The following is a 22,730-nucleotide window of genomic DNA, read 5'->3' on the forward strand; positions in this document are numbered from 1 at the left end:
CAGGACAAGCTGTCCACATCGAGTGCTGCAGATGAGCAACGCTGCCGGTAGACGATTCGTTTCCGCAAACCGCTCGATTCGGGTTCGCCACTAGCGAAAAACTCCGGACCGGGAATTCTCACCGGTCCGGAGCTGGCAACTATCGGTTACGTTGCGGTCGTCTATGTTGCGGCGTGGAATGCGTCGATGACATCGGCGGGGATGCGGCCGCGCGTCGATACGTTGTGGCCGTTCCGACGGGCCCATTCGCGGATGGCGGCGCTCTGCTCGCGATCGATGGCACCGCGGCCACGGGCCGGGCCTGCCGCCCGTCCACGCCGACGCCCGCCGACCCGGCGGCCGGCCTCCACCCACTGCTTCAGATCGTTTCGGAGCTTGGTCGCGTTTTTCGAGGAAAGGTCGATCTCGTAGGTGACACCGTCGAGGCCGAATTCGACCGTCTCATCGGCGGTGGCTTCGCCGTCGAAATCGTCGACCAACGTGACGGTCACTTTCTTAGCCATTACCCCGCACCGAACCCTTCTGCCTACGCATTGGTGACTTACGCCTGAGTATCCTGCACCCGCGCCCCAATGTGCCACAAAACACGCACATTTCCAACAACGGGTCGGTCAGGGCAGTTCAGTTGTGTGACTCAGTTACTGTGACGACGAACAATCGGGAACAAAACCGTCTCTCGAATAGACAACCCCGTCAACGCCATCAACAAGCGATCGATACCCATTCCGGTACCCGTGGTCGGCGGCATCGCGTACTCCAATGCGGCAAGGAAATCGTCGTCGAGAACCATTGCTTCATCATCACCGGCGGCGGCCGCACGCGCCTGGGCCTCGAATCGTTCCCGCTGGATTACCGGGTCGATGAGTTCGGAATATCCGGTAGCGAGCTCGAAACGCCGTATGTACAGGTCCCATTTCTCGGTCACCCCGGGAATGCTGCGGTGGGCGCGGGTCAACGGCGAAGTCTCGACCGGGAAGTCGCGGACGAACGTCGGGGCCCACAGCTTCTCACCGACGGTGTGTTCCCAGAGTTCCTCGACCAATTTCCCGTGTCCGTAGCCGCGGTCACGCGGAATCTCCACCTCGAGCCGGTCGGCAATAGACCACAAGTACTCCACTGAAGTCTCCGGTGTGATCTCCTCACCCAGAGCCTCGGACAACGAAGGATACATTTCCAACGTGTCCCATTGCCCGTCCAGATCGTAGATAGTGCCATCAGGCAATGGCACTTGACGGGTTCCGATCGCCTCGTCGGCAACTTCTTGAATAAGTTCCCGGGTGACTACTGCGGAATCGTTGTAGTCACCGTAGGCCTGATATGTCTCCAACATCGAGAATTCCGGCGAGTGCGTGGAATCAACACCTTCGTTACGGAAGTTCCGATTCAACTCGAAAACCCGGTCAAATCCGCCGACGATGCACCGCTTGAGGAACAGTTCCGGCGCGATACGCAGGTACAGATCCACATCGAGCGCATTCGAGTGCGTAATGAACGGGCGGGCCGCCGCCCCGCCGGCCAGCGTCTGCAGCATGGGCGTCTCGACCTCGAGGAAGTCCCGGCGTTCCAGTGCCGACCGCACTGCCCGCACCACCGCCACCCGCTGACGCGCGATGCTGCGCGCCTCGGGACGCACGATCAGATCGACATAGCGCTGACGGACCCGCGCTTCTTCGCTCATCTCTTTGTGAGCAACGGGCAGGGGGCGCAGGGCCTTGGCCGCGATCTGCCACGAGTCGGCCAGCACCGAGAGTTCGCCGCGCTTCGAGCTGATCACCTCGCCGTGAACGAACACGATGTCGCCGAGGTCCACATCGGCCTTCCAGGCATCCAGTGACTCCTGGCCCACCTGGGCCAGGCTGATCATCGCCTGCAGCTGCGTACCGTCGCCCTCCTGCAGCGTCGCGAAGCACAACTTTCCGGAATTGCGCGCGAACACCACCCGGCCCGAGACACCGACCGTCACGCCGGTCTGGGTGTCGGCGGCCAGGTCCGGATAGGCGCTGCGCAGTTCAGCAAGAGTGTGGGTACGCGGAACGGTCACCGGATAGGGTTCGCGCCCCTCGGCCAGCAGCCGTTCCCGCTTGGCCTGACGAATCCGGAACTGCTCGGGAAGGTCGGCCTGGGACTGGGACGCGTCGTCGCGATCGGCTGGGCTCACAAAATGCCAGCTTAAATGAACACGCGAACGCACAATTGCACGCCGACGAGCCGGCAGGGGCTATCCGCACCCTGACGGGGACAGACTGCCGCCCCGGTGTGCACAACCTCACAACAAAGGCGAATTGGTTCTGCTCACCTGGCGGGCTTGAGCCGGCCGCGCTGGCTGTCGCGGTTGCGCTCGAACACCAACCGCAGGCCGTCGAGTGTGAGGTGGCGGTCGTAGTGCTCGACTGTGCGCAGGTCCGGCAGCACCAGCGGCGCGGTGTAGCCGGTGGCCACCACCGCGACGTCGTCGCCGGCGAATCCGTCGACATCCTCGCGGATCCGGTGGACCAGCCCGTCGACCAGTCCGGCGAACCCGAAAACCGCGCCGGCCTGCATGCACTCGACAGTGTTCTTGCCGATCACCGAACGCGGACGGGTCAGCTCGACCCGCCGCAGTGCCGCCGAGCGGGCCGCGGCCGCATCCGAGGACACCTGCACACCGGGCGCGATCGCCCCGCCCAGGAACTCTCCCTTGGCCGACACCACGTCGACACAGATCGACGAGCCGAAGTCGACGATGATCGCCGCAGTGCCGTACTTGTGATAGGCGGCAAGGCAGTTCACGATCCGGTCCGCGCCGACTTCCTTGGGGTTGTCGACCAACAGCGGGATACCCGTCCGCACACCGGGCTCGATCAGCACGTGCGGCACCGTCGGCCAGTACTGCTCGAGCATGAGTCGCACCTCATGCAGCACCGACGGCACCGTCGACAGTCCGGCGGCCCCGGTCAGATGCTCGGAGTCGTCACCGATCAGGCCGTCGAGGGTGAGCGCCAACTCGTCGGCAGTCACCTCGGATTCGGTCCGGATCCGCCACTGCTGCACCACTTTCGCGTGATCCCCTGAACCGGAGATCAGCCCGACGATGGTGTGGGTGTTGCGGACATCGATGGCGAGCAGCATCAGCGCGGCGACATCAGTTCGGACACGTCCTCGGGAACGTAGGCCGGATCGTGGCCGTGCTCACCGAGGTCGACCTGCTTGTTGTCGGCGTCGACGAACACGATCCGCGGCCGATAGGCGCGGGCCTCGGCATCCTCCATCACGCCGTAGGCGATCAGGATGACCAGATCGCCCGGGTGGATGAGATGCGCTGCGGCACCGTTGATCCCGATCACCCCGGTGCCACGCTCGCCGGTGATGGCGTACGTGACCAGGCGGGCACCGTTGTCGATGTCGACGATCGTCACCTGCTCGCCTTCGAGCAGGTCGGCCGCCTCCATCAGGTCGGCGTCGATGGTCACCGAGCCGACGTAGTGCAGGTCGGCCTGCGTCACCGTGGCGCGGTGAATCTTCGATTTCAGCATGGTGCGCTGCATCAGTTCCTCCAGGGCAGTTCGTGACTCTCGCCGTCGCCGACGCGAGGATGTCCGTCGATTCCCGCCGACGCTCCGATGTCGACAGAGATGTTGTCCAGCAGTCGAGTTCGGCCCAGCCGGGCGGCCACCAGCAGCCGGGCCTGGCCTTCACTCGGCGCGGGGCCCAGCATCGGGTCACGCACCTCCAGGTAGTCGACGTCGATGGCGGGCACCTCGTCGAGCACCGCCCGCGCCGCGTCGACCGCCGCCGATGCCCCGCCCGCCGCCGCATACTTGCCGGCCAGCAGGGCCGCCGACAACGCACCGGCCTGTTCCCGCTCGTCGGCATCGAGGTACCGGTTGCGCGACGACATCGCCAGTCCGTCGGATTCCCGGACGATGGGCACCCCGACGATCTGTACGTCGACGTTGAGATCGGTGACCATCTGCCGGATCAATGCCAGTTGCTGGTAGTCCTTTTCGCCGAAGAAGGCCCGGTCCGGCCGGACGATCTGCAGCAGCTTGAGCACGACCGTCAGCACACCGGCGAAGTGCCCCTGGCGCGACGCGCCTTCGAGTTCATCGCCGGCCGCCCCGGGCTGCACACTGGTGCGGGGACCGTCGGGATACATGTCCGAACCCGTTGGGGTGAAAGCGATCTCGACGCCTTCGGCACGCAGGGCGGACAGGTCCTCATCGAGGGTCCGCGGATAGGCGTCGAGGTCCTCGCCCGGCCCGAACTGCAGCGGGTTGACGAAGATCGACACGACGACGACCGCGCCGGGCACGCGCTTGGCCGCCCGGATCAAAGTCAGGTGACCTTCGTGCAGTGCACCCATGGTGGGAACGAGGGTGACCCGGCGCCCGCTGGTGCGCAGGGCTCGGGTGACGGCTGCGACGTCGGCGGGTGCCGAATAGACGTTCAGCTCGCCGGCGACGAACTTGGGCGTGGTGCTGGGGGTCATCCGTGACTCGTTTCAGGGCGGTTTTCGGGACCTGTTTCCGGGCTCGTCTCCCGGAGAGCTGCGAGCACGCCCGCAGGCGCGTGGGCACGCTGGGCCGTACGCAGTGAGTCGGCCCGATATGCCTGGGCCAGTTGAGGATCCAGTGCGCGCAGCGCCTCCAGATGTGCGGTCACCGCAGCGGCATCCCCGCGTGCCACGGGTCCGGTCAACGCGGCCTGGCCGCGTTGCATCGCGTTGTCCAGCGCGGCCCGGGCCAGCGGGCCCACCACACGTTCGGCCAGGCCACCGGGGGCATCGTCGACGAGTTCCTGACCGAGCAGCTCCTGCCCGCGCAACGCGGCCCGCAGGGCGTCGACCGCATCGAGCACCAGCGTGACCAGGTGGTTGCTGGCATGCGCCAGTGCCGCGTGGTACTGCGTTCTGGCGTGCTCGGGCACCCGGAACGGCTCACCACCGATTTCGAGCACCAGCGACTGGCCGATCGCGTAGCCCACCTCATCGGCGGCGGTGATCCCGAAGCAGGTGTCGGGCAGCCGTGCGATGTCCTCGTCCGAGCCGGTGAAGGTCATCGCCGGATGGATGGCCAGCGGGATGCATCCCTGCTCGGTCAACGGGGCCAGCACCGTGACCCCGTTCGCACCGGAGGTGTGCACCACGATCGTGCCGGGCCGTACCGCACCGGTGGCGGCCAGACCCGACACCAGAGACGGCAGCTCAGCGTCGGGGACCGTCAACAACAGCAGTTCGGCCCGCTGGGCCACCTCGGGAACAGGCAGGACGGAGGTTTCGGGCAGCCGGCGCTTCGCGCGCAGCCGCGACGCCTCGGATATCGCGCTGCACGCCACCACCACGTGTTCGACGCGTTCCAGCGCATAACCCAGCGCTGTGCCCACCCGACCAGCGGAAATGACGCCGACGCTGAGCCTGGCCGGACGCAATCCCTCAGGCGGGGACCACCCGTTCGCAGGGGGCTGCTGCATCGCAGACGACCTCACAGGTTGAAATAGTTCTACGTTCCAGTCCCGCGTTGCGGGTACCGGACGGTCGTCACGAGACTAGCTCACTCCTCGCGGCGCCTGCGACGCCCGCCTTCGGGGCGACCTGCCTGAAACCGTGCCAGCAGGTCGTTCACCGACTGCCCGTCGGCATGATGCCCGTTCGGCGGCTCAGGCTCGTCGTCGCTGCGGTGCCGCGACGCCCGACGCGGCGGCTCGGGTGGTTGCGAGGACTCGGTGGCCAAGGCCGGCGACGGCTGAGCCGCCGCGGGTCGACCGGGATCGACTCCGGCTGAATGACGGCCCCGAGGCGGTTCGGGGGCCTGGCCCGGCGACATCGCGGGCGCCGGAGCCGGTTCCGGTTCGGGGGCCGGTTCGGGGGCCTGCGCAGGTTCGGCCGTGGGAGCGGGAGCCGACACCGGGCTCGATTCGGGGGCGCGACGCCGGCCGACGTACTCAGGTGCGGCGCCGTTCTGTGCGACCGGCGCAGCCCAGTTGCTGCCCGGCGCGCCCGCGGGAATCCACTGCCCCTCGGCGGGTGCCGGTTGCCAGCCTGTGGCGGCAGGTTCGGCAGCCGGTTCCGGCGTGCTCGGGGGCTCGGGTTCCGGCGCTTCGATGGTGGGTGACGGCTGCATCGGCGGCATCGTCGGCGGAGGTGGAGGCGGCGCCCAGGTCGAAGGTGGCTCAGGCAGCCTGCGGGCGGCCGGCTGAGGTTTCGGCTCCGGCCGCGGCTGGGGCTCCGGCCGCCCCTGGGGTTCGGGTTGGGGTTGGGGTTCCGGTCGGGACACCGGTTGCGGTTCTGGCCGCGGCACCGGTTGCGGTTCTGGCCGCGGCTGAGGCTGAGGTTCCTGGCGCGGGGGTTCCGGCTGTCGCGGGGGTTCCGGCTGACGCGGGGCTTCTTGCTGACGAGCCGGTTCCGGCTGACGCCGGCGACGGCGGGCAGGTTCACCGGCAGGCGTCGGCCGCGACGGCAGCCGATGCACCCCGCCCGAGGTCCCCCAGTCGCTCTCCGGTGGATGCGGTTCGGCCGGGACATCGATGATCGGGCTTTCCTGCGTGCGCGACATGCGAATGTCGGTGACCTCGACCGCCGGTATGTCCAGGCGACTGGCGGTGACCCGGCCCGCGGTCCGCACCGCGCTCTTGTCGGTCTCGATGGCCGGCCGGTCCACCAGCTCGGTGTCGAACAGGATCTCGAGGTTCGCCCGCAATGCGGCCAGCTCGGAGCGCAGTGCGGCCACCTCGTCGGCGGCCTGGGCACGCAGCTCGGAGGCCAGCTCCCGGCGCAACTGGGTCTCGACGGTCAGCTCGTACTCGCGCCGCGCCGAGATCTCGCGGTCCAGCTGCAGGTCGTAGACGAACTTCAGATCACGGGCCTTGGCCTGGTCCAGGTCACTCTGGCGCCGGTAGATGACGGAGACGAAGGCCGCCACGACGGCAGCCCACAGGGCCAGGATGACGGCGAGCTTCAGCAACTCGACGCGATCGGTGAACACCAATGCGGAACTGGCCAGAATGGCGAGCACCAGCAATACCGTTAAGAGCAGCCAGCCTGGCCTTCGGCCGCCGCGCCGTGGCCGGCCGCCGCGGGGCAGAACGGTCATGCGCCGACTGTACCCGTCACGGGTCATCTAGCCCGGGGACCGCTGCGGCGATTCGGCCAACTACCTGGCCGAAATCGTTCACTCGGTGGCGGTATCGCCGTTGTCCGGCGGTTCCTCCGGGGACTTGCAGCAATGCTGCAGCCACACCGCCGCGACGATCAGCGCCACGGCACTGACCGCGGCCACCACCGCGCCGGGAGTGTCCTCGCCGGCCACCCTCAGATCGCCGCGCCGCGGCAACAGGTACACCAGCACCCCGATCCACCAGCCCGCCACGATGGCACCGACCCAGGCCGAGGCCTTGGCGATGACAACGGACCGGGCGACGGTGAGCGGGTGCAACCGGCCCGCCCCGACCCCGATCTGTCCGTCGTTGATCCTGGCCCGCACATAGAACGCCCAGCCCGCCTCGGCGATCGCGACCGCCAGTAGGGAGAGCCCGGTCCAGATCGTGAGCGGCGGGAACCACCGGTAGAGCACTCCGACCAGCACGTAACCGACGATGGCGACGACCGCCACCGCGCCGGCCAGGTCGCGCTTGCGGGTCGGACCCATCAGTCGGCCGCCGGTTCGGTGTGAAAGTCCAGCGCCAGATCGGTGGGCCTGACCCCGGCGCGTTCGGCGGGGTCGATCTCCTCGAGCAGGTGTGCGACCCGCCGGGACCGGCCGACGACGGTCAACGTGGCATCCGGATCCACCGCCAGCCACGGGATCAGGACAAAGGCGCGCAGGTGGGCCAGCGGGTGCGGCAGCGTCAGATCCTCGTCGCGGGACAGCACCTCCACGTCACCGTCATGGCAGGTGACCAGGTCCACGTCGAGGGTGCGCGGACCCCACTTCTGTTCCCGGACCCGGCCAGCCTCGTCCTCGAGCCGCTGGCCGCGCTGCAGCCAGTCGTGGCAATCGAGGCCCGGGTCATCGGCGAGCAGTACCGCATTCAGGAAGGGACTCTGTTCGACTCCGCCCCAGGCGTCGGTCTCGAACACCGGCGACACGGCGCGAACGGCGTTCCCCAGTCCGTCGACCACTGACTGCAATCGGGCCAGCCGGTCGCCGATGTTCGATCCGATCGAAAGGACGGTGGATGTCATTGGGTACCCCCACGGCGCGACCGGCGGGCCACCACCGCGACATCGTCGAAGGTCAGCGGAATCGGGGCACTCGGCTTGTGCACGACAACCTCGACCGCGTGCAGACGCTCGTCGGCCATGACCGCGTCGGCGATCTCGGCCGAGACCATCTCGATCAGGTTCCGCGGCGGGCCCGCGACGATGTCGGCGGCCAGCTGGGCCAGCGCGCCGTAATCGAGCGTGTCGGCGAGATCGTCGGTGGCCGCCGCCCGGCGCAGGTCCACCCATGCCGTGATGTCGACGACGAACTCCTGGCCGTCGCGGCGTTCATGGTCGAACACACCGTGGTTGCCGCGAACCCGTAAGCCGCGCAACTCAATCCGATCAGCCAACCTGACCTCCAGATTCCCAGGCTTCCAGTACGGCGAGCGCGTCGACGGAAGCCACCACATCGTGCACCCGAACACCCCAGGCTCCGTGCTGGGCCGCCAGCAACGAGATCGCCGCGGTGGCGGTCTCCCTACCGTCCGGTGGCCGCAGGGTTCCGTCCGGTCCGGACAGTAGGGCGCCGAGGAAGCGTTTGCGTGACGCACCGACCAAGACGGGGATCCCGGTCGCGATGAATTCGGGCAAGGCATGCAACAGGGCCCAATTGTGCTGCGCGGTCTTGGCGAATCCCAGCCCCGGATCGATGATCAACCGCTCCGGGGCAACGCCCGCCGCGACCGCGGCGTCCACCGCGGACAGCAGTTCGGTCCGAACCTCGGCCACCACATCTCCGTAGCCCGGAGCACGGTGCGGCTGCTCGGCGCCGACCGAACGCCAGTGCATCAGGATCCACGGCACCCCGGCCTCGGCGAGCAGTGGCGCCATGTTCGGGTCGGCCAGACCGCCGGACACGTCGTTGACGATGTGCGCGCCGTGGTCCAGCGCCACCCTCGCCACATCGGCGTGCATGGTGTCGATGCTGACCGTGATGCCTTGGGAGGCAAGCGCTTCGATCACGGGGGCCACCCTGGACGCCTCCACCGCAGGGTCGATGCGCACCGCACCGGGCCGGGTCGATTCCCCACCTACGTCGATGATCGCCGCCCCGGCCGCGGCCAGCGCCAGTCCGTGTTCGACCGCGCGGTCGCGGTCGATGAACCTGCCACCGTCGGAGAAGGAATCGTCGGTGACATTCACCACCCCCATGACCTGCACGCGCTGCCCGCGAAGGTCCATCGGCTCGGGTGGGTTCACTTCCGAAGGATCAGTTCCAGCGCCTCGGCCCGAGAAGCCTTGTCGGTCTTGAACTGTCCCCGTACCGCCGACGTGGTGGTGACCGCGCCCGGCTTGCGCACCCCGCGCATGGCCATGCAGAGGTGCTCTGCCTCGATCACCACGATGGCTCCGCGCGGATCGAGCTTGCGCATCAGCGCGTCGGCGATCTGAGCGGTCAGGCGCTCCTGCACCTGCGGACGCTTGGAGTACAGGTCGACCAGACGCGCGATCTTCGACAGTCCGGTCACCCGGCCGTCCACCCCGGGGATGTACCCGACGTGTGCCACCCCGTGGAACGACACCAGGTGATGCTCACACGTGGAGTACAGCGGGATCTGCTTGACCAGCACGAGCTCGTCGTGCTCCTCGTCGAAGGTGGTGTTGAGCACCGCGTCCGGGTCGGTGTAAAGCCCCGCCATCAGCTCTTTGTACGCACGCGCCACGCGGGCCGGGGTATCCAGCAGACCCTGACGATCCGGGTCCTCACCGATGGCGATCAGCAGCTCACGTACAGCCGCCTCGGCGCGCGGTTGATCGAACACCCGCGTCGCCGTATCGGTGTTGTTGTGATGCTCGCGCAACGACTGCGACATCGAAGCCTCCGTTCTCGGATCAGCCGTGGGCCGGCGGGTTGGACCGGTCGGCCCGCTCATGACCGCCATCCTGACCCGCCTCCTCGTTGGGAGCAGGCTGGCCGGGATGAGGATAAGGCTGATACGGGTACGGATGGGGCTGCTGCCATCCCGACGGATGCGGCGGCGGGTACCAGTAGCCCGGCTGTTGCTGTTGTTGCTGCGGCGGCTGGTATCCCGGCTGCGACGGCGGGGGCGGCCAGCCAGGGGCGTGCCAGCCGGCCGGTGCACCGTAATCGGGTTGCGTGGAACCGTTCTGGTTCGACCCGTTCGGCGGGGCACCGTTGGCCCCGGCGCCGTTGGTCTCCTTGGCCCGCTCGGCCTCACGGGTGGCGGCGGCGATGGCCGCCTTGAACGCAGGCTCGGGCACCGGTGGTGGCCACGGCTCGCCGCGCTCGATGGCGATCTCACCCGGGGTCTTGATCGGCGGCTTGTCCGACGGCACCCGGCCACCGAAGTCGTCGAACATGGTCAGCCGGGGGCGCTTCTTCACGTCGCCGAAGATGGCCTCGAGCTCGGCGCGGTGCAGCGTCTCCTTCTCCAGGAGCTCACCGGCAAGTGTGTCGAGCACGTCGCGGTACTCGGTGAGGATCTCCCACGCCTCGGTGTGCGCGGCCTCGATGAGCTTGCGCACCTCGTCGTCGATGTCGCGGGCCACCTCGTGACCGAAGTCAGCCTGGGTGCCCATGGTGCGGCCCAGGAACGGGTCTCCGTGCTCGGTGCCGTAGCGCACCGCGCCCAGCTTGGAGCTCATGCCGTACTCGGTGACCATCGCGCGGGCGATCTTGGTGGCCTGCTCAATATCCGACACCGCACCCGTGGTGGGCTCGCGGAAGACGAGTTCCTCGGCGGCGCGACCACCCATGGCGAACACCAGGCGGGCGATCATCTCCGAGCGGGTCATCAGACCCTTGTCGTCCTCGGGCACCGCGACGGCGTGGCCGCCGGTGCGTCCGCGGGCCAGGATGGTGACCTTGTAGATCGGCTCGATGTCGGGCATCGCCCACGCGGCCAGGGTGTGCCCGCCCTCGTGGTAGGCCGTGATCTTCTTTTCCTGCTCGCTGATGATGCGGCCCTTGCGGCGCGGGCCACCCACGACGCGGTCCACGGCTTCTTCCAGCGCCGCACTGGTGATGACGGTGCCGTTCTCGCGGGCGGTCAGCAGCGCGGACTCGTTGATCACGTTGGCCAGATCCGCGCCGGACATGCCGACGGTCCGCTTGGCCAGCCCGTCCAGGTCGGCGTCGGGGGCGATCGGCTTGCCCGCCGAGTGCACCTTGAGCACCGCGCGACGGCCGGCCAGGTCGGGGTTGGACACCGGGATCTGGCGGTCGAACCGGCCCGGGCGCAGCAGGGCCGGGTCCAGGATGTCGGGCCGGTTGGTGGCGGCGATGAGAATGACGCCCTGGCGGTCGCCGAAGCCGTCCATCTCGACCAGCAACTGGTTCAGGGTCTGCTCGCGCTCGTCGTGGCCACCGCCCATTCCTGCGCCGCGCTGGCGGCCGACGGCGTCGATCTCGTCGACGAAGATGATGCACGGGCTGTTGGCCTTTGCCTGCTCGAACATGTCTCGGACGCGGGAGGCGCCGACGCCGACGAACATCTCGACGAAGTCCGAACCGGAGATCGTGAAGAACGGCACCCCGGCCTCGCCGGCGACGGCGCGGGCCAGCAGGGTCTTACCGGTTCCGGGCGGACCGTAGAGCAGCACGCCCTTGGGGATCTTGGCGCCCAGTGCCTGATACCGAGACGGGTTCTGCAGGAAGTCTTTGATCTCGTAGAGCTCTTCGACCGCCTCGTCGACACCGGCGACGTCGGCGAACGTGGTCTTGGGCATGTCCTTGCCGAGTTGCTTGGCCTTCGACTTGCCGAAGCCGAAGCCCATCCGGCCGCCGCCGCCCTGCATCCGGGAGAACATCACGAACAGGCCGACCAGCAACAGCAGCGGCAGCATGTAGATCAGCATCGAGCCGAGGAAGCTGCCCTGGTTGACGGTGGTGCCGAACTTGACGTTCTTGGCATCGAGTTGGTCGACGAGCTTCACCGCATAGCCGGTCGGGTACTTCGTGATGACCTTGTCGCTGTTCTCGGTCTCTTCTTTGCCGCTCTTCAGGTCGAGCCGCAGCTGTTGCTCGCGATCGTCGATCTGGGCGTTCTTGACGTTGTCGGCACCGATCTGGGCCACCGCCACCGAGGTGTCGACGGGTTTGTAGCCACGGGTGTCGTCGCTGAAATAGAAAAACGACCAGCCCAGCAACAGCACGACCGCGATCACGGTCAGCGTACGGATCACATTTTTGCGGTTCATCGATCACTCAGCCGAGTTCGGCCCGGTCCTTCCAACGTGCGCAGTTGAGACATTCAAGGCTACCGCTAGACCAACGTCCGGCAGTTCCCGACGGTATCTAGCCGACGGCGGACCACTGTGCTTGGGTGAGATCGTGCTCACACCGACCGAGCGGTTAGTCGATACCAATGGCGTGACGTTGAAGGTGACCGAGGCGGGTGAACGCGGAAATCCGGTGGTGGTGCTGGCCCACGGATTTCCCGAACTGGCCTATTCGTGGCGCCATCAGATCCCGGTGCTGGCGGCGGCCGGCTATCACGTTCTGGCCCCCGACCAGCGCGGTTACGGTGGCTCGTCCCGGCCCGACGAGATCGACGCCTACAACATCACCGAGCTGACCGCCGACATCGCGGGGTTGCTGGATGATGTCGGCGCCGAGCAGGCAGTGCTGATCGGCCATGACTGGGGCTCGCCCGTCGCCACCAATTTTCCGTTGTTCTTCCCGGACCGGGTCACCGCGGTGGCCGCACTGAGTGTGCCCCCGGTCCCGCGGGCTCCTGCTCCGCCGACGCAGATCTGGCGCAAGATCGTCGGCGACAACTACTTCTACATCCTGCACTTCCAGGAGCCCGGGGTGGCGGACGAGCAGCTCGGTGCCGACCCGCGGCACTCACTGCGTCGCTCGCTGGCGATGCAAGGTATCGGCGAACCGCTCGAAACCCTGGCCGACCAGCCCCTGCCCCCGCTGCCGGACTGGATAAGTCCGGACGAGTTCGAGCATTACGTGCAGGCCTACACCGAGACCGGCTTCACCGGGCCACTGAACTGGTACCGCAACTTCGACCGGAACTGGGAGCTGACCGAGTCCACGCCCGCGTCGACCATCACCGTGCCGACCCTGTTCCTGGCCGGCACCGCCGATCCGGTGTTGACCTTCACCCCGGCGCGACCGCGTGCGTGACGTGGTGACCGGCGACTATCGCGAGGTGTTGATCGACGGTGCCGGGCACTGGCTGCAGCAGGAACGTCCCGATGAGGTGAACGAGATACTGCTCGATTTCCTGGGAGGTCTCAAGTGAGCCCGCTGAACTTCGGCGTCTTCATCACGCCGTTTCACCCAGTCGGCCAATCCCCCACCACCGCACTGCAATACGACATGGACCGGGTCGAGGCGCTGGACCGGCTCGGCTATGACGAGGCCTGGTTCGGCGAACATCATTCCGGCGGTTACGAACTCATCGCCTGCCCCGAGGTGTTCATCGCCGCCGCGGCCGAGCGGACCAAGCACATCCGCCTGGGCACCGGCGTGGTCTCACTGCCGTATCACCACCCGCTCATGGTGGCCGACCGTTGGGTGTTGCTCGACCACCTCACCCGCGGCCGGGTGATGTTCGGAACCGGACCGGGTGCGCTGCCGTCGGATGCCTACATGATGGGCATCGACCCGGTGGATCAACGGCCGATGATGCAGGAATCCCTGGAGGCGATTCTGGCGTTGTTCCGCGCCGCGCCCGACGAGCGGATCGACCGCAAGACCGACTGGTTCACCCTGCGGGACGCCGCGCTGCACATCCGTCCCTACACCTGGCCGTATCCCGAGATCTCCACCGCGGCAATGGTTTCCCCGTCCGGACCACGACTGGCCGGCGCCTTGGGCACGTCACTGCTGTCCTTGTCGATGTCGGTACCCGGCGGCTACGCGGCCATCGAGACCACCTGGGACACAGTGCGCGATCAGGCCGCCAAATCTGGTCGACCCGAGCCGGACCGGGCCGACTGGCGGGTGCTCGGCATCATCCATCTCGCCGATACCCGCGAGCAGGCCATCGAGGACTGCACATACGGCCTGCAGGATTTCGCCAACTACTTCGGCGCAGCCGGTTTCGTGCCGCTGTCCGAGAAAGTCGAGGGAACGCGCTCCCCATACGAGTTCGTGGAAAACTATGCGGCAGGCGGCAATTGCTGCATCGGCACCACGGCCGACGCGATCGCCTACATCCAGGACCTGCTGGACCGGTCCGGCGGGTTCGGCACCCTCTTGCTCCTCGGCCACGACTGGGCTCCGCCGGCGGCGACGTTCCACTCCTACGAACTGTTCGCCCGTGAGGTGATCCCGCACTTCAAAGGCCAACTCACGGCGGCACGGGCGTCGCATGACTGGGCCAAGGGCATGCGGGATCAACTGCTGGGCCGCGCCGGGCAGGCGATCGTCAACGCGATCACCGAACACACTTCCGAAAGCAACGAGGAGAAGAACTAATGCGCGCCGCGGTCCTACGTGACGGGCGGATGATCGTCCGCGACGACGTACCCGATCCGGTGCCCGGCCCGGGGCAGGTACTGGTCGAGGTGAAGGCCTGCGGGATCTGCGGATCCGACCTGCATTTCGCCACCCACGGCGCCGACATGCTGGCTGCGAGCGCCGACCTGGAGGGGATGCCCGACATGGACATCGACCTGGCCGGCGATGTCTACATGGGCCACGAGTTCAGTGCCGAGATCCTCGACGCGGGCCCGGGAGCCGACGCCCCTGCCAGCGGGACGCTGGTGACCTCGGTGCCGGTGCTGATCTCTGCTGCCGGGATCTCACCGATCGTGTACAGCAACACCACCGTCGGCGGTTATGCCGAGAAGATGCTGCTGTCGGCACCTCTGCTGCTGCCAGTGCCCAACGGTCTGAGCGCCGCGCATGCCGCGCTCACCGAACCGATGGCGGTCGGCCTGCATGCGGTCAACGCGTCACGCATCGAACCGGGCGAGGTGGCACTCGTCGTCGGCTGCGGCCCCGTCGGCATCGCGATCATCGCCGCCTTGAAACTCCGGGGCGTGGAAACCATTGTGGCGTCTGACTTCTCCCCCGGCCGGCGCGAACTCGCCGCCACCATGGGCGCCCACACCACACTGGATCCGGCCGCGGATTCACCGTTTCATCAGTGCCGGCCCGCAGTGGTGTTCGAGGCCGTCGGCGCCCCCGGAATCATCGACGACGTGCTGCGTCGCGCACCCGCGGGCGTCCGGTTGGTGGTGGCCGGGGTCTGCATGCAGCCCGACACCGTGCACCCCTTCTACGCGATCACCAAACAGATCAACATCCAGTTCGTGTTCGGCTACGACCCGGCCGAGTTCGCGAACTCGCTGCGCGCCATCGCCGAGGGCGAGATCGACGTCGCACCGATGATCACCGGGACCGTCGGCCTCGACGGCGTCGCAACCGCATTCGACGAACTCGCCTCGCCGGAGCGGCACTGCAAAGTCCTGGTGACGCCGTGACGTCCCGGTAGGGTTTTGGTCATGCCGATCGCCGGAAATGCGAAATTACGGGTCCTCGGTGTTGCCGCGGCGGGATTGATCGCCGTCAGCGCCAGTGCGTGCGATACGACCTCAGGCCCCGCCGGGGGCGCGCCGGACGGCGCCAGGCAGGTGACCGTCGTCGGATCCGGTCAGGTGCAGGGCGTTCCGGACACCCTGACGGCCGACGTGGCGATGGAGTTCACTGCCCCGGACGTGTCGGGCGCGCTCAACCAGTCCAGCCAACGCCAGCAGGCCGTGATCGATGCGCTGGTCGGATCGGGCATCGACCGCAAGGACATCAGCACCACTCAGGTCAGCGTGCAGCCGCAGTTCACCGACAGCAAGATCTCGGGTTACCAGGCCAGCAATGCGATCAAGGTCAAGATCCGCGACACCGCCAAGGCTTCGCAGACCTTGGCTTTGATCGCCGGCACCGGCGGCGACGCCACCCGCATCAACTCGGTCGACTACTCGATCGAGGACGACTCGGATCTCGTGCGCGACGCCCGCGCCCGGGCATTCGACGACGCCAAGAACCGCGCCGATCAGTACGCCGGGTTGTCCGGAATGCACCTCGGCAAGGTGATCTCGATATCCGAGCAGTCCGGCGGCTCCACCCCGCCCACGCCCACTCCGATGCCGCGCGCGGCGATGGAAGCGGTTCCGCTGGAACCCGGTCAGCAGACGGTGAACTTCTCGGTGACGGTGATCTGGGAGCTGACCTAGTTCCCGCCGAAACGGCATTCCAGCAGCGAAAGTGCGAGTAGGAGCCTGCTGGAATGCCGTTTCGGCGAAAAAGCTCAGCCCGCCGGCGCGATGTCGACCGGAATCCCGTTGAGCACCGCTGTGCCCGACAGCGGATCGAGATGGGTGCCGTCGTTGAGCTGGTTGACGTTGGCCCCGGGATGGCTGGCCGCGAGCCGCTGCCCGGTGCCACTGCGGTCGTGACCCCAGCCGTGCGGTAGCGAGACCACGCCGCGCCGCATGCCGTCGTCGACCTCGATCGGGGCCATCAGCTCGCCGCCCGGACCCTTGATCACCGCGATGTCGGTGAGGCCCAGATCAGCCGCGTCGTCGGGGTGGATCTGCAGGGTGCACCGGTTGGAGCCACCCGACAGCGCCGGGAGGTTGTGCATCCAGCTGTTGTTGGACCGCAGGTGACGTCGGCCGATCAGCAGGAATCCGCCGGCGGAGCGGGCGAGGGCGTCGCGCAGGCGTGCCACATCGGTGACGATCGGTTCGGGCGCGAGTTCGATCTGCCCACTTGGGGTTCGGAGAATCTCGGGGATCCGCGGTCGCAGCGGCCCCAGGTCGATGCCGTGTGGGTTGGCCTTCAACCGCTCCATGGTGAGCCCGTCCGGCTTGGCGCCGAAGGCGTCGCCGTATGGCCCGACCCGCAGCATCATGTCCAGGCGCCGTTCGTAGCCGGGCCCGTCGTACAGCATGGCGGTGAGCTCGGCGACGTCGCGCCCCGCCACGGGTGAATCGGGGTTGGCGACCTCTTTCGCCAGGGTTGTCGCGATCACCTGGGCGTCGACGAGGGCGGGATCGCCGTCGGCGCCGATGCCGTAGAGGATGAGGGCGAGCCGAGACAAGATCTCGGGCTCGTCCGGCCGGCCGTCGAGCGGCAGTGCTGGCGCTGAGTACCGCACGTTGTTGCGTACCGCGAGATTGTTCAGCGCGACGTCGAAGTGGGCGCTCTGCGACGGCGGAGGCGGCGGCAGGATCACGTCGGCATGGCGCGTGGTCTCGTTGAGGTAGGGGTCGACGCTCAGCATGAAGTCGACACTGTCGAGGGCCTTGTCGAGGCGGTCGCCGTCCGGCGCGGACAGCACCGGGTTGCCTGCGATGGTGATCATCGCCTTGATCTGGCCCTCGCCCGCGGTGTCGATCTCCTCGGCGAGTGCGGCCGCGGGCAGTTCGGAGAGCGCCTCGGGATAGCCCGAGACCCGACTGGCCCACCGCCCGATCCGGAAACCGCGGCCCGGTTTCGGCGGCCGCGGCGCGGGGGCGGCGGCCCCGAGCGCGAACATCGCGCCGCCGGGGCGGTCGAGGTTCCCGGTGAGGATGTTGATGACGTCGACGAGCCAGCTGCCGATGGTCCCGAACTCGACCGTCGACGTGCCGATCCGGCCGTAGACGGCCGCGGTCGGCGCCGCCGCGAGTTCCCGGGCCAGATCCCGGATCTCCTCGGCGCCCACACCGCAGGCTGTCTCCACGGCTTCAGGCGAGAACTCGTCCGCCAGCGCGCGGACCTCCTCGATGCCGGTGACATGCTCGGCGAGTCGACCGAGATCGACGAGATCCTCCTCGAACAGCACGTGCACGACGGCGAACAGCAGCGCCGCGTCCGTGCCGGGCCGCGGGGCGAGATGCCGGTCGGCGAGTTTGGCCGTCTGGGTGCGGGCGGGGTCGATGACGACGAGCTTGCCGCCGCGTTTGCGCAGGGCCCGCAGCTTGCCGGGGAAATCGGCCGCGGTGGCCAGGCTGCCGTTGGACACCATCGGATTCGCACCGATGATCACGAGGTAGTCGGTGCGGTCGAGATCGGGCACGGTGAACGCGACCGGGCTGCCGAACATCAGACCGAGTGCGACGTGCTTGGGCATCTGATCCAGCGTGCTGGCGCTGAACACCTGCCGGGTGCCGAGGCCCTTGATGATCAGCGGCGCGTACAGGCTGCCGGCGACGGTGTGCGCGTTCGGATTGCCCAGGTAAACCCCGACCGAGCTGCCGCCGTGCTCGGCGATCACGGCGCCGAGGCGCTCGGTGATGACGGCGTAGGCCTCGTCCCAGGTGGACTCGGTCAGGACGCCATCACGACGGACCAGCGGGTGAGTCAACCGGTCCGGGTCGTTGTCGAGTTCGCCGAAGCTGGCGCCTTTCGGGCAGATGAATCCCGCGCTGAACACGTCGTCGCGGTCACCGCGGGCACCGGTCACCCGGCCGTCGGAGATCGTGAGCGTGAGGCCACAGGTGGCCTCGCAGAAGGGGCAGATCCGAAGCGCCGTGCAGGTATCAGCCATGCACCGAATTCTGCGCTGCTTAGGGCGCTTCGTACACCTTCGGTTCGAGAGTGCCGATGTAGGGCAGGTCGCGGTAGCGCTCGGCGAAGTCCAGACCGTAGCCGACGACGAACTCGTTGGGGATGTCGAAGCCCACGTAGGCGACGTCGAGTTCGGTCTTGACGGCCTCGGGCTTGCGCAGCAGCGTGCACACCCGGAGCGAGCGCGGGTGACGGGTGGCGAGGTTGCGGAGCAACCAGGACAGGGTCAGACCTGAGTCGATGATGTCCTCGACGATCAGCACATCGCGGTCGTTGATGTCACGGTCGAGATCCTTGAGGATCCGGACGACGCCGGAGGACGAGGTCGACGATCCGTACGAGCTGACCGCCATGAACTCCAGCTGCGTCGGCAGCGGGATGGTCCGGGCCAGATCGGTGACGAACATGACCGCGCCCTTGAGCACGGTGACCAACAGCAGGTCGTCGTTGCCCAAATTGTCGCGGTACTGCTCGGCGATCATCTCGGCGAGTTCGACGGTGCGCGTCCGGATCTGCTCCTCGGACAACAGCACCGATTTGATGTCTCCCGCATACAGCTCGGCAGAGTCGACAGCCACTGCAACAGCGTGCCACGTGAAGGGGCCGCATTCCAACGCGGATCGCTAGACCGGTTCGGTGTGCATCACCAACACGCCGGCCCGCCGCGCCGCGAACAACCGCTGTTTGCGCAGCCCGGAACCGACGGCCACCCCGCCCTGCCCACGCCAGGCCGCCACCAGTCGGTCCACCGCGCGGATCTGGGTGTCGGTCAGATCACACGCGCCACCGGCCAGCAACCAGGCCCGGATCACCCGGCGCCGGAGCGCGTCGGGCAACGCCGACAACCGGGCCGTGTCCAGACCGCCTGCCTCCGTTCGCGTCGCCGCCAGCGCGTCACCGGCCAGGGCATCGAGCGTCTCGGTGTCTTCCCGCAGCGCCGTGGCGGTGCGAGCCAGGGCTTCGGCCACTCCACCGCCGAGCACGTCCTCCAGCAGCGGCAGCACCTCGTGCCGCAACCGCACCCGGGTGAACCGCCGGTCGGCATTGTGCGGGTCCTGCCACGGGGTGACGCCGAGTTCGTCGCACGCCGTACGGGTCAGTTCCCGCCGCACCCCCAGCAGCGGCCGGTGCCACGGCGGGTCGTGCGGGCGCATACCGGCGATCGAGCGCGCTCCCGATCCGCGGCCGAGCCCGAGCAGCACCGTCTCGGCCTGATCGTCGAGGGTGTGCCCGAGGAGTACCGGTGCGTTGTCCCGCGCGGTTCCCAGGGCCGCATAGCGTGCCTGACGGGCAGCGGCCTCCGGCCCGCCGACACGGCCGACGTCGACCGAAAGCACTTGCGCCCCAACACAACCCAGTTTCAGCGCCTGTCGGCGGGCGGTGTCGGCGACAGCATCGGATCCGGCTTGCAACCGGTGGTCGACGATCAGCGCAGTGGTGGGCCGCAACTCCGCGGCCACCGCGGTCAGCGCCAGGGAATCCGAGCCTCCGGACAGTGCCACACACCAGCTCGCGCCGTCGATCCGCTCGCCGGCGGCGGCCACCGCCCGCCGCAGTGCGGCTACAGCACCCGATCGATCCATCGCTGCGGTTCGTCGATCTCGTCGGGCAGCGGCAGGGTGTCGGGGTTCGACCAGATCGTGTTGAACCGGGCCATCCCGACCGTCGTGACCACATGGTCGACGAAGGCCTTACCCCGCGTGTACTGGCTGATCTTGGCGTCGAAGCCCAAAAGCGCGCGCACGAGACGCTGCAGCGGCGGCTGCTTGCGCTGCCTGCGTTCGTCGAAGCGACGCCGGATCGTCGAGACGGTGGGCACCACCGCCGGGCCGACGGCATCCATCACGTGATCGGCGTGCCCCTCCAGCAGCGTGCCCAGCACCAGCAGCTGATCCAGTGCCCGGCGCTGAGGCTCGGCCTGCACGGCACGCATGAGGCCCAGCACACCGGTCGAATTCGGGTCCGGCGCTTGACCATTGCGCTGGGTCCGGACAAACTCCGCGAGTCGTCCCACCATCTCGGTGACGTCCTCGCCGGCATCCTGGGTCAGCACCGCCAGGGCCTGTGACATGTGGTCGGCCAGCCAAGGGTTGGCGCGGAACTGGACCCGGTGGGTGACCTCGTGCAGGCACACCCACAACCGGAAATCGGCTGGGGTGACCCGTAATTGACGTTCCACCGCGATGACGTTCGGATACACCAGCAACAGCTCGCCGCCGTCGGGGCCGAACGGGTCGTACTGGCCCAGGATGCCCGAGGAGATGAATGCCAGCACCGCACCGGTTTGCGCCCCGGTCACCCGCCCGGTGATGAATCCCGGCTTGTGCTCGTCAGTTTCGTCGCCCGGTTGGATCCCGGTGGTCATCACCCGCATCGAACGGGTGGCCGCCCGGATCCACTCGGGGCGGTCCACCACCCGGGCCTCGGGCACCTCCGCGCCCTCGATCAGACCCGTCACCTCGCGCACCGGCAGCTCGGCGGCCTTCGAACTCTCCGAGAGCTGCTGAATCACCTGGTTGCGGGTGTAGTCCGTGGCTGCCGGGGCCGGCCGGGCCAGCTTCGCCCCGACTGTCGCGGCGAAGTCCCAGTCGACCGCGCGGCCCGCGGTCACGGCGACCCGGTCGCTCACGTGCCACATCCGCACGACCGCAGCACGGCAGCCAGCTCGTCGATCGCGGTGCGTCCGGTGGGCCCGGCGTTGTTGGAGATCAGCGCGAACGTCAGCACCCGGCCGTTGTCGTCGGTGACGATGCCGGCCAGCGCGTTGGTCCCGGTCAGCGATCCGGTCTTGGCTCGCAGCCAGCCCGCGGCGTCACGGCCGGCAGCGGTGTCGAGGTAGCGGTTGGACAGCGTGCCGCTGCCCCCGGCGATGGGCAGCAGATCTACCAGCGGCCGCATGGCCGGTTCGGTGTTGCCCGCCGCGAGGTTGACGACCTCGTCGAGGATCCGGGCGGTCAGCCGGTCATCGGTCGACAGGCCGCTGGAATCGACCAGCTTGGCGGCCGACATGTCGATGCCAACGCCTTCGAGTTGGCTCGTCACCGCGTCGACACCACCGTCGAAACTCTGCGGCCGGTGCAGTTGTGCGGCGACCTCGCGGGCGATCGACTCGGCCATCACGTTGTCGGACTCGTTCATCATCTGGCGCAGGCGCTCGATCAGTGGCGCGGACTGCACCGCGGCGATCTGCCTGCCACCCGAGACCTCTGCGGGCAGCACCGTCACCGTCGCGGGGTCCACCCGCAGGGCGGTGGCCAGGGCCCGGCCCGCGTCGAGTGCCGGTGTGGTCGAACGCCTGGATTCCACCGTCGTCGGCTGGATGCGTCCACCGTCGAGCATCACCGGCTCCATCGGTGCGATGTCACCGCCCTCGATGTCGGCGGGATCCCAGCCCGGTGCCATCGTCGGGCCGCTGTAGTCGCTGGTGTCCACCCGCACCGCGGTGACCGTGATCCCGCTGCCGCGCACCTGCTCGGCGAGGTCGCTGATGCGGGCCGCGCCCTTGTACCAGGTATCGGTGTCGTCCGGCGCCGCCGAGAGCGTGGTGTCCCCGCCGCCCTTGAGCACCACCAGACCGGGTTGCGAGTCGACGGCCAGTACCGTCGTGGCCAGCCGGGCGTTGCGGTCCAGAGTGAGCAGCGCTGCGGCTGTGGTCAGCACCTTGTTGACCGACGCCGGCTGCATCGGCACCCCGGAATTCTGCTCCCACAGTTCGGCGCCGGTCTCGGCGTCGGTGATCCGGCCGGTCACCAGACCGAGATCGGGATTGGCCAGAGCCGGGGCCAGCGCGGCGGCCAGGCCGCTCACGGTCGGGCTCGGCGCCGACATGTCCACCGGGACGATCCCCGGGCTCGCAGTCGCAGGCGGAGGTGCAGGTGTGGCCGCCGCGGCATCACTGGAACGGTGCCCGGTGAGCACGGCAGCAAGCGCGACGACACCGGCGACCAGCATCAAGACCACGACGCCAACCGCCACATGGGTGGACTGCCGCCACCGAGTGGGCCGCATATTTCTCCTGCTCTGCCGGTGGTGGGAACGAGCCACCCGTTTAGGCCAGACTATCGCTCGATTAGG

General features: G+C 68.0%; 21 protein-coding genes and 1 pseudogene. 4 read left to right on the top strand and 18 right to left on the bottom strand.

From position 1 onward, the window contains the following. Positions 1 to 161: 161 nt before the first annotated feature. From lsr2 to ftsH, 13 genes are all read right to left on the bottom strand, one after another. Positions 162 to 503, bottom strand: a complete 342-nt coding sequence (gene lsr2, locus A5779_RS17310; RefSeq protein WP_036442478.1) for a histone-like nucleoid-structuring protein Lsr2 — start codon at positions 501 to 503, stop codon at positions 162 to 164. Positions 504 to 634: 131 nt separating this feature from the next. Continuing rightward, positions 635 to 2,158: a lysine--tRNA ligase gene (lysS, locus tag A5779_RS17315; RefSeq protein WP_064883935.1), complete on the bottom strand. Its 1,524-nt coding sequence runs from the start codon at positions 2,156 to 2,158 to the stop codon at positions 635 to 637. Positions 2,159 to 2,292: 134 nt separating this feature from the next. Then, positions 2,293 to 3,108 (bottom strand): type III pantothenate kinase, encoded by an 816-nt coding sequence (locus A5779_RS17320; RefSeq protein ID WP_064883937.1) that lies wholly within the window; start codon positions 3,106 to 3,108, stop codon positions 2,293 to 2,295. After that, a complete protein-coding gene (gene panD, locus A5779_RS17325) occupies positions 3,108 to 3,524 on the bottom strand; it encodes an aspartate 1-decarboxylase (protein WP_064883940.1) in 417 nt (138 codons plus the stop codon). Before panD ends, A5779_RS17320 begins: the two co-directional genes overlap by 1 nt. Next, a complete protein-coding gene (gene panC / locus A5779_RS17330; RefSeq protein WP_064883941.1) occupies positions 3,524 to 4,468 on the bottom strand; it encodes a pantoate--beta-alanine ligase in 945 nt (314 codons plus the stop codon). The genes panD and panC overlap by 1 nt, the downstream gene beginning before the upstream one ends. Then, positions 4,465 to 5,448 (bottom strand): Rossmann-like and DUF2520 domain-containing protein, encoded by a 984-nt coding sequence (locus A5779_RS17335; RefSeq protein ID WP_064883943.1) that lies wholly within the window; start codon positions 5,446 to 5,448, stop codon positions 4,465 to 4,467. Before A5779_RS17335 ends, panC begins: the two co-directional genes overlap by 4 nt. Positions 5,449 to 5,528: 80 nt before the next feature. After that, positions 5,529 to 7,067: a DUF6779 domain-containing protein gene (locus A5779_RS17340; protein WP_064884071.1), complete on the bottom strand. Its 1,539-nt coding sequence runs from the start codon at positions 7,065 to 7,067 to the stop codon at positions 5,529 to 5,531. Positions 7,068 to 7,145: 78 nt separating this feature from the next. Further along, entirely contained in the window at positions 7,146 to 7,622 is a 477-nt protein-coding gene (locus A5779_RS17345; protein ID WP_064883945.1) for a DUF3180 domain-containing protein, read from the bottom strand. Beyond that, on the bottom strand, positions 7,622 to 8,158 hold the full coding sequence (folK, locus tag A5779_RS17350; protein WP_064883947.1) for a 2-amino-4-hydroxy-6-hydroxymethyldihydropteridine diphosphokinase: 537 nt from the start codon (positions 8,156 to 8,158) through the stop codon (positions 7,622 to 7,624). Before folK ends, A5779_RS17345 begins: the two co-directional genes overlap by 1 nt. Further along, a complete protein-coding gene (gene folB / locus A5779_RS17355; protein ID WP_064883948.1) occupies positions 8,155 to 8,529 on the bottom strand; it encodes a dihydroneopterin aldolase in 375 nt (124 codons plus the stop codon). Before folB ends, folK begins: the two co-directional genes overlap by 4 nt. After that, entirely contained in the window at positions 8,522 to 9,361 is an 840-nt protein-coding gene (gene folP, locus A5779_RS17360; RefSeq protein WP_064883950.1) for a dihydropteroate synthase, read from the bottom strand. Before folP ends, folB begins: the two co-directional genes overlap by 8 nt. Before the next feature lie 14 nt (positions 9,362 to 9,375). Next, positions 9,376 to 9,993, bottom strand: coding sequence for a GTP cyclohydrolase I FolE (folE, locus tag A5779_RS17365; protein WP_044520882.1), 618 nt, complete (start codon positions 9,991 to 9,993; stop codon positions 9,376 to 9,378). A gap of 19 nt (positions 9,994 to 10,012) precedes the next feature. Further along, positions 10,013 to 12,340 carry an ATP-dependent zinc metalloprotease FtsH gene (gene ftsH, locus A5779_RS17370; protein WP_064883951.1) on the bottom strand — a complete coding sequence of 776 codons (2,328 nt, stop codon included), beginning with the start codon at positions 12,338 to 12,340 and terminating at the stop codon, positions 10,013 to 10,015. A gap of 133 nt (positions 12,341 to 12,473) precedes the next feature. On the opposite strand from ftsH, the pseudogene A5779_RS17375 reads away from it, so the two are divergent. From A5779_RS17375 to A5779_RS17390, 4 genes and pseudogenes are all read left to right on the top strand, one after another. Next, positions 12,474 to 13,398 (top strand): annotated as a pseudogene (locus A5779_RS17375) (alpha/beta fold hydrolase). After that, positions 13,395 to 14,579, top strand: coding sequence for an LLM class flavin-dependent oxidoreductase (locus A5779_RS17380; RefSeq protein ID WP_064883953.1), 1,185 nt, complete (start codon positions 13,395 to 13,397; stop codon positions 14,577 to 14,579). The pseudogene A5779_RS17375 and the gene A5779_RS17380 overlap by 4 nt, the downstream one beginning before the upstream one ends. Further along, entirely contained in the window at positions 14,579 to 15,589 is a 1,011-nt protein-coding gene (locus A5779_RS17385; protein ID WP_064883955.1) for a zinc-binding dehydrogenase, read from the top strand. Before A5779_RS17380 ends, A5779_RS17385 begins: the two co-directional genes overlap by 1 nt. A 21-nt stretch (positions 15,590 to 15,610) precedes the next feature. After that, complete coding sequence (locus A5779_RS17390; protein WP_064883956.1) at positions 15,611 to 16,336, top strand: SIMPL domain-containing protein; 726 nt, start codon at positions 15,611 to 15,613, stop codon at positions 16,334 to 16,336. Positions 16,337 to 16,410: 74 nt separating this feature from the next. Here A5779_RS17390 and A5779_RS17395 read toward each other — a convergent pair whose 3' ends face one another. Genes A5779_RS17395 through dacB form a run of 5 tightly spaced genes read right to left on the bottom strand, consistent with a single transcriptional unit; the run spans position 16,411 to position 22,664 of the window. Continuing rightward, on the bottom strand, positions 16,411 to 18,636 hold the full coding sequence (locus A5779_RS17395; RefSeq protein ID WP_064883958.1) for a molybdopterin-dependent oxidoreductase: 2,226 nt from the start codon (positions 18,634 to 18,636) through the stop codon (positions 16,411 to 16,413). 19 nt (positions 18,637 to 18,655) lie between these two features. Beyond that, positions 18,656 to 19,234 (bottom strand): hypoxanthine phosphoribosyltransferase, encoded by a 579-nt coding sequence (gene hpt, locus A5779_RS17400; RefSeq protein WP_064883960.1) that lies wholly within the window; start codon positions 19,232 to 19,234, stop codon positions 18,656 to 18,658. A gap of 45 nt (positions 19,235 to 19,279) precedes the next feature. Further along, positions 19,280 to 20,239 carry a tRNA lysidine(34) synthetase TilS gene (tilS, locus tag A5779_RS17405; RefSeq protein WP_064883962.1) on the bottom strand — a complete coding sequence of 320 codons (960 nt, stop codon included), beginning with the start codon at positions 20,237 to 20,239 and terminating at the stop codon, positions 19,280 to 19,282. Then, positions 20,218 to 21,294 (bottom strand): Rv3626c family coenzyme F420 biosynthesis-associated protein, encoded by a 1,077-nt coding sequence (locus A5779_RS17410; RefSeq protein ID WP_064883964.1) that lies wholly within the window; start codon positions 21,292 to 21,294, stop codon positions 20,218 to 20,220. The genes tilS and A5779_RS17410 overlap by 22 nt, the downstream gene beginning before the upstream one ends. After that, on the bottom strand, positions 21,282 to 22,664 hold the full coding sequence (gene dacB, locus A5779_RS17415) for a D-alanyl-D-alanine carboxypeptidase/D-alanyl-D-alanine endopeptidase (RefSeq protein WP_064883965.1): 1,383 nt from the start codon (positions 22,662 to 22,664) through the stop codon (positions 21,282 to 21,284). Before dacB ends, A5779_RS17410 begins: the two co-directional genes overlap by 13 nt. Between the last annotated feature and the right edge of the window lie 66 nt (positions 22,665 to 22,730).

The sequence above is a fragment of the Mycolicibacterium peregrinum genome (assembly GCF_001665625.1).
Taxonomy (GTDB): Bacteria; Actinomycetota; Actinomycetes; order Mycobacteriales; family Mycobacteriaceae; genus Mycobacterium; species Mycobacterium peregrinum_B.

Coding starts and splice junctions, on each gene's coding strand:
- A5779_RS17395 (WP_064883958.1), bottom strand. CDS start 18,636: ATGGCTGATACCTGCACGGCGCTTCGGATCTGCCCCTTCTGCGAGGCC.
- panD (WP_064883940.1), bottom strand. CDS start 3,524: ATGCAGCGCACCATGCTGAAATCGAAGATTCACCGCGCCACGGTGACG.
- A5779_RS17320 (WP_064883937.1), bottom strand. CDS start 3,108: ATGCTGCTCGCCATCGATGTCCGCAACACCCACACCATCGTCGGGCTG.
- lsr2 (WP_036442478.1), bottom strand. CDS start 503: ATGGCTAAGAAAGTGACCGTCACGTTGGTCGACGATTTCGACGGCGAA.
- A5779_RS17410 (WP_064883964.1), bottom strand. CDS start 21,294: ATGTGGCACGTGAGCGACCGGGTCGCCGTGACCGCGGGCCGCGCGGTC.
- panC (WP_064883941.1), bottom strand. CDS start 4,468: ATGACCCCCAGCACCACGCCCAAGTTCGTCGCCGGCGAGCTGAACGTC.
- folE (WP_044520882.1), bottom strand. CDS start 9,993: ATGTCGCAGTCGTTGCGCGAGCATCACAACAACACCGATACGGCGACG.
- tilS (WP_064883962.1), bottom strand. CDS start 20,239: ATGGATCGATCGGGTGCTGTAGCCGCACTGCGGCGGGCGGTGGCCGCC.
- A5779_RS17345 (WP_064883945.1), bottom strand. CDS start 7,622: ATGGGTCCGACCCGCAAGCGCGACCTGGCCGGCGCGGTGGCGGTCGTC.
- A5779_RS17340 (WP_064884071.1), bottom strand. CDS start 7,067: ATGACCGTTCTGCCCCGCGGCGGCCGGCCACGGCGCGGCGGCCGAAGG.
- A5779_RS17335 (WP_064883943.1), bottom strand. CDS start 5,448: ATGCAGCAGCCCCCTGCGAACGGGTGGTCCCCGCCTGAGGGATTGCGT.
- dacB (WP_064883965.1), bottom strand. CDS start 22,664: ATGCGGCCCACTCGGTGGCGGCAGTCCACCCATGTGGCGGTTGGCGTC.
- folK (WP_064883947.1), bottom strand. CDS start 8,158: ATGACATCCACCGTCCTTTCGATCGGATCGAACATCGGCGACCGGCTG.
- folP (WP_064883950.1), bottom strand. CDS start 9,361: ATGGACCTTCGCGGGCAGCGCGTGCAGGTCATGGGGGTGGTGAATGTC.
- A5779_RS17385 (WP_064883955.1), top strand. CDS start 14,579: ATGCGCGCCGCGGTCCTACGTGACGGGCGGATGATCGTCCGCGACGAC.
- ftsH (WP_064883951.1), bottom strand. CDS start 12,340: ATGAACCGCAAAAATGTGATCCGTACGCTGACCGTGATCGCGGTCGTG.
- A5779_RS17390 (WP_064883956.1), top strand. CDS start 15,611: ATGCCGATCGCCGGAAATGCGAAATTACGGGTCCTCGGTGTTGCCGCG.